At 66.6% G+C, this 12,090-nt stretch carries 10 protein-coding genes; 7 read left to right on the top strand and 3 right to left on the bottom strand.

The features are described 5' to 3' along the window. Positions 1-459: 459 nt before the first annotated feature. Genes ACFZDC_RS40040 through ACFZDC_RS40030 form a run of 3 tightly spaced genes read right to left on the bottom strand, consistent with a single transcriptional unit; the run spans position 460 to position 3,766 of the window. The gene (locus ACFZDC_RS40040; protein ID WP_391331766.1) at positions 460-978 is read right to left on the bottom strand and encodes a hypothetical protein; all 519 of its coding nucleotides are present in this window, start codon (positions 976-978) and stop codon (positions 460-462) included. Further along, entirely contained in the window at positions 975-3,284 is a 2,310-nt protein-coding gene (locus tag ACFZDC_RS40035; protein ID WP_391331764.1) for a hypothetical protein, read from the bottom strand. Before ACFZDC_RS40035 ends, ACFZDC_RS40040 begins: the two co-directional genes overlap by 4 nt. 11 nt (positions 3,285-3,295) lie before the next feature. Beyond that, on the bottom strand, positions 3,296-3,766 hold the full coding sequence (locus ACFZDC_RS40030) for a hypothetical protein (protein WP_391331763.1): 471 nt from the start codon (positions 3,764-3,766) through the stop codon (positions 3,296-3,298). Positions 3,767-4,276: 510 nt separating this feature from the next. Here ACFZDC_RS40030 and ACFZDC_RS40025 point away from each other — a divergent pair. The 7 genes from ACFZDC_RS40025 to ACFZDC_RS39995 all read left to right on the top strand — a co-directional run bounded on the left by ACFZDC_RS40025 (position 4,277) and on the right by ACFZDC_RS39995 (position 12,031). Further along, on the top strand, positions 4,277-4,753 hold the full coding sequence (locus tag ACFZDC_RS40025) for a hypothetical protein (protein ID WP_391331761.1): 477 nt from the start codon (positions 4,277-4,279) through the stop codon (positions 4,751-4,753). Then, positions 4,753-6,543 (top strand): hypothetical protein, encoded by a 1,791-nt coding sequence (locus ACFZDC_RS40020; protein ID WP_391331760.1) that lies wholly within the window; start codon positions 4,753-4,755, stop codon positions 6,541-6,543. Before ACFZDC_RS40025 ends, ACFZDC_RS40020 begins: the two co-directional genes overlap by 1 nt. Positions 6,544-6,594: 51 nt before the next feature. After that, positions 6,595-7,848 carry a S8 family serine peptidase gene (locus tag ACFZDC_RS40015; protein WP_391331757.1) on the top strand — a complete coding sequence of 418 codons (1,254 nt, stop codon included), beginning with the start codon at positions 6,595-6,597 and terminating at the stop codon, positions 7,846-7,848. 112 nt (positions 7,849-7,960) lie between these two features. Continuing rightward, positions 7,961-8,302, top strand: a complete 342-nt coding sequence (locus tag ACFZDC_RS40010) for a WXG100 family type VII secretion target (RefSeq protein ID WP_391331755.1) — start codon at positions 7,961-7,963, stop codon at positions 8,300-8,302. Positions 8,303-8,340: 38 nt separating this feature from the next. Next, positions 8,341-8,643, top strand: coding sequence for a WXG100 family type VII secretion target (locus tag ACFZDC_RS40005; RefSeq protein WP_391331754.1), 303 nt, complete (start codon positions 8,341-8,343; stop codon positions 8,641-8,643). Positions 8,644-8,888: 245 nt separating this feature from the next. Then, positions 8,889-9,806: a serine/threonine protein kinase gene (locus tag ACFZDC_RS40000; RefSeq protein WP_391331770.1), complete on the top strand. Its 918-nt coding sequence runs from the start codon at positions 8,889-8,891 to the stop codon at positions 9,804-9,806. Between the two features lie 8 nt (positions 9,807-9,814). Then, a complete protein-coding gene (locus tag ACFZDC_RS39995; protein ID WP_391331753.1) occupies positions 9,815-12,031 on the top strand; it encodes a protein kinase in 2,217 nt (738 codons plus the stop codon). Positions 12,032-12,090 lie beyond the last annotated feature (59 nt).

Here is a 12,090-nt window from a genome sequence, read left to right as displayed (position 1 = left end):
GACCACCCGCGCCATCCGCGACCAACCCGAACGGGCCCTCCCCATCCTGGGCATCACCTACAAGCCCGACCTCAACGGAACTTGATCAAGCCCTGCCTTCCAACACAGTGAATGGGGGGCATGGCCCAGTCGGCCGCGACTCAGTCAGGGATCTCGGTATCCATGTCCTTGGCCATTGCGTGAATGGCTTACCCATCGTCCGAACCCCCGTTCTGTCGAGTGGTGAGGCGCTCGCCGAGGCCGGCAGGAGACGAGAGAGCGCCTCGCTCGAGACAGACACTCCGCACAATGCCTCCGGGACCGTGAGCCCCGCGTCGGTTGCTCCGCAGAGCAACCGACCGCCACGATCGCGACAACCACAAGTGACATGTCCCGCAGGATGTGCGCCGCCGACTTCATCGCCTGCCACTTCCCTGTTCCACTGGAGCCCCCTGTTGCTCGGTGTGAGCGGGACCTGACCTAACAGGGGCGTTGCTCTTTGAGCGTTGCGGTGTAACGGGAAATGAGTCCCCTCATGGCCGACTCGTCCTGACGCCCCGGCTTCAGCGTCCTGATGTACGTGCTCATGGCTTCGTCCTGATTTCCGCGCTGTCGGCAGGGCACGACCGAAACCGATGCCCGGTCCACGTAGGCGATGGCGTCGTCGTCGCCGGACTTCACATGACCGATGCCGTGATCGTACGACGCGATGTTCCAGGCCGATCGACCGGCGTCGACGCGCTCTCTCTCGACGGTAAGCACCACATCGCCGTCAACCTGCACCTCGCAGGTCGCCCTGGAGTCACTCTTTGTTTCTTTGGCGTCGATTTGTTTGCCCGAGGCAGGCAGGAGGCGAGTCAGCGAGCTAGCCGGAACTGCGATACCGCACAGATCCTTGGGAGCCGTGAACTCGCGCTTCGGGCTGTCCGACGAGCACCCGGCTGAGGCCCCCAGGACCATGGCTGCCGTCAGTGAGACTCCAAGGGTCGAAAGTCTCATTTCGCGTCACTCTCCGAGTTCCACTGAGCGCCGGCCGAATGGGCATTGCCTGCAGAGACGCGAGCCGCTGAGCGCAGGTCGTCAGCCGTGTCGGGATCGATCTCCTGATTGTTGATCAGGGCGTGATCGACAGCAGCCTTCGCGGAGTCAATAGCCGCATCGCGGCCCCGGGAGTAATCGTTTCCGGCCTCGAGTTCGGCATCAGTCGTGGTGTCGTGTTCGATGCTCTTCATGATGGACTCTTGGATGTCCTCCGAGGCCCATTCGAGAGGAGCACCGGCGATGGGAACTCTTTCCCCGACCTTCTCAATACCCATACCCAGGATGCGGTTCACCCATTTTTGCTTGTCAGCCGCTGCCTCGTTGAATTCAGTGTCCTTCGCCGTATGGTACTCGTAGATCGCGTCGGCTCGCGCATCGCTCATGATGCCAGCGATGGCTGCACCCGGCGCCACGGCATTGCCCACTCGACCGTCGAGCGACGCGTGCGAGTGGCTGTCTCCGTTGATCACACTGTCTACAACCTGAGTCGTGTAGGCCTGCTGCGCGCTGGTGATCGCTGAGTAGGCGTGAGGATCCTGACCCACCTCGCCGAGGAAACGCTGAGCGTACCCGGAGTCCAGGTCGGCTGCGGCACCGAAGGTCGGGAAGAGGTCGCTGTCGTCACCTTCCCTGTACATGGCCCGCTGGAAGTCGCCCATGTATTCGGCGGTGATGTCTCCGAGGCTTTCCCGCATGGCGTACAACGGACCCGATTCCGCGTCGTCCAGGTCTCCGTTCTCGTTGTGCCGGATGAGTTCGGGATGCTCGCCGAACTTGTTGACGATGTCACTGACCAGGTGTGCCTGCGCGTCGGTGTGCCTGACCGCGTCGGCCGTGGCGTCGCTGTCGTACGGTCGGCCGGTCGTCGCGGACTCCAGCGCGTGGCCCAGAGCTTCCGGACCGAAGTTCAGGGCCGCCTTGGTCTTGTCCTCGTCGGCCAGGACGTTCGTGGCGTTGGTGTCGACCGTCCACTCGAAGTCCTTGTCGGTGAACAGATCGAGATACGACTGGAAGCCTGGGGCGCCCCCCTTCTTCACCGTGCCGTCCTCGTTGTAGGCGGTCGGTGGGTCGGTGAAGAACTTCTGGGAGGCCTCCGGACTGTGACCCAGTGCCTCGAGGACGCTGTTCAAGGGGTCGTTTCCAGTACCGAGCCTGCCGGAGGGGTTGAAGCCGTAGGTGTCCGGGTTGCCAGCCGGCTTGTTCGATAGGAAGAAGTACGGGTCCTTCTTGTGGAGCTGGGTGATGTGCTCCGCGATGGGGTTGATGAACCGCGAGTCGTAGTTGCCGTACCGCAGCAGCCCGCCGAGCACCTGGTAGCCGTACGGCTTGTTCCACTGCCCCTTCTCCCAGCCGATCTGCTGGGTGCCGAGGCGCCGGAAGTCCGCGCCCCACTTGTCGGGCAGATGGTGCGCGTGGTCCGGGTCCGTGGCGTTGGCGAGCGTGTACCCCATGGCCTTCTGAAGGTCCCGCACTTCATTGAGCCGGGTCTTGGTCGCGTCGGCGTCGGTGCCGTCGATCGACATCTCGGCGTAGAACTGCAGCGTCTTCTCCGGCCCGCCGAGCCCCTGGTAGAACTCGGTGGCGAACTCACCGTCCTGCTCTATGGAGTTGAAGCACAACAGCTCGTTCAGCTCACGCAGCTCCGCGTCGGACATCTTCTTACCCTTGTGCGCCAGCTCCACGGCGCGCTCGACCTCGGCGTCGTTCAGGGACTCGTACTTGCTGTGGCCCGCGTTGTGGCGGTCGTTCCCATGGCTCTGCGCCAACGCCCGGGCGACCGACGCGTCGATCTCGGCGGCATGGGCCAGGATCTGGTTGATCCGGTCCTCCAGCGCCTGCTTGCCGTCGAGCTGCTCCTGAGTGCGCTCGTCGCTGTCACCGCGGACGTGGGGGAAGAAGCAGCGCACCTTTCCGTCGCCGATGTCCTCGACACGGATACCTTGCTTGGGGGCGTCGTCCTGGACCGCCGTCTTCATCTGCTTCTGCAGCGAGAGGAGTTCGGTGTGCCCGTCGTCGAGGACCTGGTAGATGCTGTTCGCCTCGGTGTGCAGGTCCGAGATCTCCTTGGCCGTCTTCGTGACGAACTCACGCGTCACCGTCGCGTTCACACCGGCCCACCGGGCGGAGTCCGACTTGGCCTGCATCCCCGTACGGGCGCTCTCCGCCGACTTCTTGAGACCGTCGACGGCCTTCTTCCAGTCAGACACGGCGGTGGCGAGCTTGCCGAGGTCGACCTCGATGAGGTCCGTGAAGGTGAGAGCCATCAGAACCTCTCCTACTTGAAGTACTCGTTGAGCTGCGACACGGACACGGCTGAGCCATCACTCCCACGCAGCACGGCACCGATCTTGGCGTCGTCCTCCGCGTGCCGCTTCTGGGTGTAGTCCAGGTGGTCGGAGATGTGTGCACAGGCCTGCAGTACGGACTTCACCTGTGAGGACCACACCTCGACGGTGGTCGCGAGAGCGCCGCCCGTCTGAAACCCGTGCGACTTCAGAGTCGTCGCGGCCTGCGTCGTCGCGCCACCTCCCGCACCGGCGGCGATGTCGGCCTGGCTCTTGACGGCGGTGTACAGGAGGTTGGCCTCGTGCCCGACGACACCCAGATCGTCCTGGTTGACCACCAGGTCCCCGGCTCCGCCCGTGCTTCCGCCCCCGCCGTCCGTCGGCAGCTGGTTGAGGCGCATATGGGTCGATTGTCGCTCGGCTGCGTGCGCCTTGAGTTGCTCCCACTCGTCCCATGCCATGGAAGGACCCCTTCCCCCGTGCGGATGTTCCGGTGCCGGGTCAAGTTAGCAACCTACGCCGAGAAAAATCTGCCTCATGCCTTTGATGTGCGACTTGCCAGTCGTGAAGGTTCGGGGCAGATGGGCCCAACCGGCCGTTCCCCGGGGCAGCAGGGGTGTCGGCTCCCCTCCCCGGTCGGACTGCCCGGACAACACGATCACCCCTTCCTCAGGGTGAGGTTTTGTAGTTGCAAAGTTCACGTCAGGACGGCATCGGGCGGCAGGCCATCCAGGGGGATGTGAATCTTCTGCGCAGACGCAGAGATGCATCTGTCTTTATTGGCCGCCATGTCGGTCTTGGGTGGTCCAGACGCGGTCACTTCGGGACACCATTGCAACTGGACTGTCGCAGAGTTCAGTTGGCCTCGATTTACACAGTGACTACAGTGGTCAGTGATGGATCCCGGGAGTGCGCGGCGCTACTCGGGCCGTCGGCAGCTGTACCAACGGGGAAACGGGGAAGGGGTCGCGGTGAGCGGCGGTAGCGGCTCGGACATGAGGCGCGGCATCGACGCGCTGAAGGAGTTCAAGGACAAGCTCGACGGCGTACTGAGCGAGTTCGACGGCGGAGACGGTGGTCCGTCCAAGGTCGCGCAGCAGCAGCTCAGTCGTTCGTCGTTCGGTGGCACGAACGCCAAGTTCGACGAGGCGGACGAGGTGCACACCGCTTACGGCAACGTCCACTCGCGTCTCGTGCACCTTTCGCAGACTCTGGGTCTGCACATCCAGGCTCTACAACTTGCCTCGCATGCAGCGGATGCCACCTACAACATGACCGAGGACGAGGTCCGGCGCCGGTTCTGGCAGATTCGGGCGAAGCTCGACGCGCAGTACCAGGACGACTCGAAGAAGGCCGCCGAAAAGTCGAAGGCAGGGCACGGGCACACCAAGCCGGCGGCACCGCATCCCACACGCAGCCACGGCAAGTCGATGGGGACGGACCTGTAGTGAGCGACGACTGGAAGAAGCAGCAGAAGTACAAGTCGGATGTGCAGCAGGTCGACGAGACAGTCGACACAGAGGTCACGCCTATCACGACTGCACAGAACATGCTGGCAAACATGCCGTTCTTCGGCGGTGTTCGTGTCAACCTCGTCGGATCGACGAATTTCGAGGACCACGGCCTCAACGACATGATCGACCTGGTCGAGCATGCCAACCCGGAGCACCTCGAACTGACCAGCAAGGCCCTGTTCGATGCCGGAGCGGGCATCCGTAAAGCCGCCGGGGACTTGGAGGAGCACCTCAAGGTCGATTGGGAGGGCGAGGGCGCCGGGGCCTTCCAGGGCTGGACGCAGGAACTGCTCAAGTACACCCACCACCTCGCTCACTATGCCGACCGAGCCGGCACTCACCTCTCTGTGGCGGCCACCGGCCTGGCCTCCGCCCGCGTTTCCATGCCGCCCAGGGACACGCGACCGGCCGGCGAGCAGAAGAAGCCCACCGAGCTGCCGAAGGCCAAGCAGGTCGACAGCAACCCGGACTACGTGACCGCGGTGAAGGCCGAGAAGAACCGGCAAGAGGCCATCAACCAGATGAACCGGTTGGCCTCGTACTACAAGGTTGCGGCTTCGGACCTGACTAGTGAGCCGGAGCCTGAGCCGATCAAGCCCATCACGAATGTCGGCGTGCCAAAGCCGCAGGGCATGAGAGACGACGGCCTCGCGAGGTACGGTTCTGGAGCATCTCCAGCGCTTACGGCTGCTGTTCGAGGTGGTTCGGGAGCAGGTCACCACTCAACGGCCGAACCGACCGGCACGGTCACCGGTGGACACGCCGGACCTGTCAAGGAAGTACACGAGCCGGTCACGAGTCACGGTCACGACGTCGGTACGGAAATCAACACGGTCGGCACCTTGCCCCCGGCGCCCGCACCGCACGACACTCCGGCGCCGACTCTTCCGACGACAGGCGGAGGCGGGCGGACGCCTCCGCTGCCCACTGGCCCGGTGGCGCCTCCGATCGCGCCGACTGTCGGACGTTCCAGCAGCTATGGGCCAGCATCCCGGCTACCCCTGTCCGCGCAAGGCCGCACCGGCCCAAGCGGTCGGCTCCCGCAGGGATCTGGCCGAGTTCCGCAGGAGCCAGAGGGACAGACCGGGCGTGCCACTGCCAGCGGGCGGGTCCCGCAGGGGCCGTTGGGGCAGGCAGCCCGTGCCGCAGGACGCGCGACTCCGACCGGTCAGCCGGGTATGAGGGGCACGACCCAGGCGGGACGCTCGCCCCTCGGCCGTGGGGTCACCGGCGGTACTCCGAGGCCCGTCAATACGCCGACCGGGCGTACCGGAACCACCGGCCCGAGCGGTCCCGTGCGCAACGGAGTCGTGGGCGGCAAGCCCGTCACAGGTCGTCCGAGCGGTGACCGCTCCAACCCGCGTATGCCGCGCGGTACGGTCATCGGTGCCGAGGAACCGGTCTCGTCCACGTCGGCGAAGGGGACCGTCGGCCAACGGGGGGTCGTGGGCGCACCTGCCGCCAAGGCGGAGCGGGGCAACGCGCAGGAGGTGCTGCGCTCTGCGTCCAACCCTCAAGGCGTGATCGGTGCCCCGCGCAACGCTGCCGCCTCGCCCGTCAAGGGCTCTGCGGGACACGGCGGCGACTCCGGACTCGGCCGTGGTGTTGTCGGTGACCGACGAGGTCCGGAGGGCGGGTCCGGTCGCGTCGGCGAGCCGACCGAGAAGGAACATCACCGCCAGTCCCAGAAGCAGCGGCGCGACACGCCGCAGAAGAGCGACTGAACCCGAACGAGGACGTACACAGGCATGAAGCCAGGGACCCGCCGACGTGGCATGAAGACTGCCCTCTTGTCGAGGCGCAACGCGAGACGGCTGTCTGCTGTGTGTTCGGCACTCGGCGCGCTGGTCGTCACGTCGGCAGCGCTTGCTCCCGGAGCCGCCGCCGTGGACGTGCAGTCCAAGGAGTGGTACCTGGATGCGATGCACGCCCAGGAGATATGGAAGATCAGCAGCGGCAAGGGGGTGAAGGTTGCTGTGATCGACAGCGGGGTCAATCCCGAAACCTCCTCTCTCAAGGGCCAAGTACTGGTCGACGACGTGCCCAAGTCGGTGGCCTATCACGTCACCCACGATTACGCCGGGCACGGCACTTCCATGGCCGAAGTCATCGCTGGCACGGGCGCAGGCGGCGGCATCAAGGGGCTTGCACCGGGCGCAAAGATCATCCCCATCCGTATTGACCTGGAGGGGCTGAATGGTGCGGACGGGCTGACGGGCGAGGAAGAGAGGAACGCGCCCAGCGATGCCGCGGCAATCCGAGCAGCCGCCGACAGCGATGCCAAAATCATCAACATGTCCTTCGGTGGCCCGTACCCCGATGACGAGACCAAGGCCGCCATCAAGTACGCGGCCTCCAAGGGCAAGTTGGTCTTCGCCGCCATCGGCAATAGCGGAGACAAGGGTAATGGTCAGGAGTATCCGGCCAATTACCCGTACACGATCGGCGTCTCCGCGATCGACAAATCCGGCACGGTCGCCAAGTTCTCCACCCACGGCGACTACGTGGATTTCGCGGCCCCGGGCCTGCACATCCCTTCCTGGTGCGACAGCAAGTTCAATGAGTACTGCGACAGCCAGGGCACCAGCCCCGCCTCCGCCATCGCCTCCGCATCCGCCGCCCTGGTCTGGTCCGCTCACCCGGACTGGACGGGCAATCAAGTCCTGCGGACCCTCATCGACACCGCGGGTCGCTCCTGGCCGAAGGACAAGCCCAGCACGTACCTCGGCTATGGCGGTCTCCGCCCTCGGCTGGTGCTGACGAACAAGGACATCAACCCCGGTCCGGCCGATGTCGACCCCCTGGCGGCCGAGAACGGCACCTCAGCCACACCCACCGAGTCGGCCAAGACCCCGTCCACCAAGCCGACAAAGGACGCCGGCTCCTCCACCGGCCCCGCCTCCGCCGCAGCCAAGGACTCCAGCTCCGGTGGCAGCACGCAGACCTGGGTGATCATCGGCGCCGCAGCAGCCGTACTAGTCATCGGAGGCGCAGGTTTTGCCGTGCTGCGGGCACGCCGTAACGCCTGAGTGCTCTCCCGAATACCTGCTCCTCGCCGAGTGAGCAGAAGCCCAATTGCCTTCTGTGCTGGCCTCAGAAATCAGCGCAGGGCAAGGTCAGTTCACAACGAAAGGCATCGCAATGGCGACAGGGCGTCAGAAGGTAAGCGACAAGGACATCATTGTCCTCGAAAAGGAGCTTCTGCACCGCTTCGAGGGCATCAAGGGCCAGCTGAAGGACCTGCAGAGCATCATCGACAGCCTCGAGGGCCACTGGAAGGGCATCGGTGCCGGCGCCTTCAACGCCAAGCAGACCGAGATCAACGAGCGCATGGTCCGCATCGGCAACATCCTCGCCAAGTTCATCGAGGCGATGAGCACCACCCGAAAGATCAAGGACAGCACCGAAGACGAGGTCCGCGCCCAGGTTCAGGGAGTCGACGTGGACTTCGGCGGCTCGCACTCCGCGCTGTCCAGCTACTGATCCCGGCCAGGCCGCAACTTCTCAGCTACGGAGTAATCATGGGCGCCAACAACCTCGGCGAACTCGAAGTCTCGTACCACAACCTCGACCACACCGCCACGCAGCTCGCCAACCACGCCAAGCGGCTCGAGGAGAGCCTCGAGGCCATCAAGCACAAGGTCGCCGCCGTCGCCAGCATGTGGGAGGGCGAGGCCCACAACGCGTACACCGAGCAGCAGGCCGCGTGGGACCGTGAGGCCCAGGGCATCCACGAGGCCCTGATGGCGATCGGCCGCGTCGTGCACGCCGCCGGCGGCGACTACCAGGGTGGCGACAAGAAGGCCGCCAGCTACTTCATGTAAGGCTCGAACCAGAGCCGACGGGCAGGAAGTGGTACCGGGGTGGGCACGCACGGGAGGTGCCCACCCCCCTCCCATGCCCGGAGCCGGCACTAGATGCCCGGCAGAGGACAACGGAAACAAGACAGACGGCAAGACAGGCAACAGGACAGGGAATTGTGGACAGCACGGGTGGCGCCACAGATGTGGTGGGCGCAGGGGGGCAGGACCGAGTCGGACGAACTCGGTACGTCGGTCCGTACGTCCTCATCACCGCGTTGGACGACCCCCGTACCAAGGCACCCGTACCTGAGCGGCGCTACATCGCCCGCAGCGCCGACGGCCGGCGCACCGTCCTGCTCTCCCTCCCGCTGCCCGGAGGCGACGCTCAGCGCTTCTTGACCGAGGCCGAGGCCTCCCGCTACCTCCTCGGCCCCTGCGCCGCGCCGGCCACGGCCCTCGCCGGTCCCGGCGAGCCCGCCTGGTACTCCAGCCCGTACCTGCCCGTCCTGCCACTGCCGACCGCCCTCGCAGTCCACGGCGGACCGCTGCCCGAGCGGACCGTACGCGCGCTGGGCGTGGCCCTCGCCGAGACCCTGGCCGTCCTCCACGGGCAGGGGCTAACCTTTGCCGGCGTGTCACCGGCGGCCGTCCTCCTCGCCGGCGACGGCCCCCGCCTCTCCTGTTTCGGCGCGGTGCGCGCGGCCGCCCCCGACGGTACGCCCCGCTCCGGGCTGCCAGGGCTGGAAGCGGGCAGTCTGCCCCCGGAACAGGCATCCGGCGGCCGCCCGCGCCCCCCCGGGGACGTGTACGCACTCGGCGCGACGCTCGCCTATGCGGCCACCGGCCACACGACACCGGAGCGGAACGAGATCCCGGCCGCCTTCCGTACGGTCATCGCCCGGTGCCTCTCCCGTGACCCGAGCACTCGCCCCCAGCTGGCCGAGCTGATCGACCTCCTGTTCGGCGACACAGGGACCGGGACAGAGGCCGACACCGGAACCCGCACCGGACCCCACACCGAAACCCAGAAGCACTCCGCCTCCCTCCTCACCCCCGGCTGGCTCCCCGGCCGCGTGATCGCCGCCCTCGCCCATCAGTCGGCGGCCGTCCTCACCGCGGAGATCGCCCTCGAGGCGACGACGGCACCGCCCACCAGCCCCAGCCCTCTCCCTCACCCGAACTGACTACGGCCATGCCCTCCCCACTCACCCACGACGACCCCCAGGCGTTCGGCCCGTACCGCCCGATCGCCCGCCTCGGCAGCGGCGGCATGGGCACCGTCTACCTCGCCCGCACGGCAGGCGGCCGTACCGTCGCGCTGAAGACGATGCACGCCCGTATCGCTTCCGAACCGGCCTTCCGTACCCGGTTCCGGCTGGAGACGGACGCGGCCCGGGTCGTAGGGGAGCGGTTCGGCGCCGGGGTCGTGGACGCGAATCCGCGGGCGGAGACGCCCTGGTTTGCCACCGAGTACGTGCTCGGGCCGCCGCTCGACGAGGCTGTGGAGCTGTGCGGGCCGCTGCCCGAAGCGTCCGTACGGGCGCTGGGGGCAGCGCTGTGCGGGGCGCTGGGGCAGCTGCATGCGTCCGATGTTGTGCACCGTGACCTCAAGCCGTCCAACATCCTCATCACCGCGTACGGGCCAAAGGTCATCGACTTCGGTATCGCGCGGGCGGCCGGCGACGACCGTCTCACCCGGGTCGGGGTCGCGGTCGGCACCCCAGCCTTCATGTCGCCGGAGCAGGCGAGTGGGCAGGAGCACACGGCAGCCGGTGACGTCTTCGCACTCGCCGGTTTGCTGGTCTTCGCCGCCACTGGGCGTCCGCCCTTCGGGCACGGGCAGGCGGCGGATCTCCTATACCGGGTCCAGTACGCCGAGCCCGACCTGAGCGATGTCCCAGGCAGCCTCGTGCCGTTGCTCGCGCAGTGCCTGGACAAGAATCCCTTCCGACGGCCGACGACAGCGCAGGTCGCCTGCCAACTCCACGATGGATCCGGCGAGTTCGCCGACCATCTGCCTGACGAACTTCTCGCGGACATCGCCCTGCGGGCCGCCGAGGTGTGGCACATCGCGCCACACCGGTTGCCCGCGCCGCCCGAGGAGCCGGAGACGGTGGTGACGGCTCCGACCGCGCGCGTTTCCCGACGACGGCTGCTGCTCACTGGCGGGGGAGCGGCCCTGGCCGTGGCGGGTGCGGGGGCGGGCGCGTGGGCCTGGATCGAGCACGGCGGATCGGGCCCCGCGCGCGAGCCCGATCCGGGGCCCAGTAACAGCCAACTGCCGACGAAGAAGCTGGATTCTCTCTGGCAGCGGCAGGTCGCCGACCCGCCCGACGACACGATACCGGCGCAACTGCATGTCGTCGGGAACCTGGTGACGTTGGTGGCGGGCCAGGGACTTGGTGGCATCGTCGCGCAGACCGGGGCGATCCAGTTCGCGTCGGACCAGATGGAGAACACCTGGCAGGTGGCTTCCGACGGGCAGCGCCTCATCAGGCTGGTGCAGGCGAAGGGCTCCGAGAACAACGCGGGCAAGCCCGGCGGATTTCCGCTGATCCTCGCTTCCGTCGACCTCCTCAACGGCCAGGTGGCCAAGCCATTCGCGGAATTCACGGACTTCAACGGGGTTCTCTACGAGAACCAGCTGGTGTGCACCGCGGACGGAGTCGCGTACGTGGCGGCCGGGCGTGGCAATTTCTCCGACGAGGGCTTCCTCGCCTCGCAGTCCTGGTACCTCTTCGCGGTCGACATCGGCACGGGAAAACGCCTGTGGACGACACCGCTGCCTGCCCGGCGGCCGGGTTCCGAACGGTTCTACTTCCTCAATGCCGGGGTCGTAGGACGTCATCTCGTGGCCCTGGAGGAGGCGAACGACGGAAGAGTACGGGCCGTGGTCCGCGACACGCGCTCCGGTGCCGTCCGCTGGGACCACCCGCTCGACGGAGTCAAGTCGGACCGCATGCGCCGGCCACTGGCCCTCGACGCGGATCATCTGTACGTGGGTACCGGCCCATTGCGGGCCCTGAGGCTCAGCGACGGCGCAGTCGCTTGGGACACCAAGTCGGAGCGGCCGGGCCGTACCTACGGTCCCCCGCTGGTGTGCGACGGAACGGTGTTCGTGGCAGAGAAGGGGCACGGGCTCATCGCGTTCACCGCCGACGGCGGCGTCGTCATGTGGGAGGAGCGGGGCGGACAAGCAGCGAAAGCCGACCTCACCGACCCGCCGGTGATCGGGCCCAACTACGTCTACAACAGGCGCGGGTCGGAGCTGTGGGGCATTGGTTGGCACTCCACCTTCGCCCCCGTCCGATCCTTCAAGACCACCGGCGACCGCTTCGTCACCCACGAGAAGTCGAAACGGGTCATCGCGCTGGGTGGAAATTACCTGGCGGCCTTCCCCTTGCAGTGAGCCGTCCCGTGAAGAGCGAACAAGCCGTGAAGAGAACAGAACCGGTGGACAGAGAAGCA

It is taken from the genome of Streptomyces sp. NPDC007905 (genome assembly GCF_042959345.1).
Lineage (GTDB): Bacteria > Actinomycetota > Actinomycetes > Streptomycetales > Streptomycetaceae > Streptomyces.
Note: the sequence above shows the minus strand (reverse complement) of the source record. Positions and strands in the feature narration are given on the sequence as shown.

Coding starts and splice junctions, on each gene's coding strand:
- ACFZDC_RS40040 (WP_391331766.1), bottom strand. CDS start 978: ATGAGACTTTCGACCCTTGGAGTCTCACTGACGGCAGCCATGGTCCTG.
- ACFZDC_RS40035 (WP_391331764.1), bottom strand. CDS start 3,284: ATGGCTCTCACCTTCACGGACCTCATCGAGGTCGACCTCGGCAAGCTC.
- ACFZDC_RS40030 (WP_391331763.1), bottom strand. CDS start 3,766: ATGGCATGGGACGAGTGGGAGCAACTCAAGGCGCACGCAGCCGAGCGA.
- ACFZDC_RS40015 (WP_391331757.1), top strand. CDS start 6,595: ATGAAGACTGCCCTCTTGTCGAGGCGCAACGCGAGACGGCTGTCTGCT.
- ACFZDC_RS40010 (WP_391331755.1), top strand. CDS start 7,961: ATGGCGACAGGGCGTCAGAAGGTAAGCGACAAGGACATCATTGTCCTC.
- ACFZDC_RS40005 (WP_391331754.1), top strand. CDS start 8,341: ATGGGCGCCAACAACCTCGGCGAACTCGAAGTCTCGTACCACAACCTC.
- ACFZDC_RS39995 (WP_391331753.1), top strand. CDS start 9,815: ATGCCCTCCCCACTCACCCACGACGACCCCCAGGCGTTCGGCCCGTAC.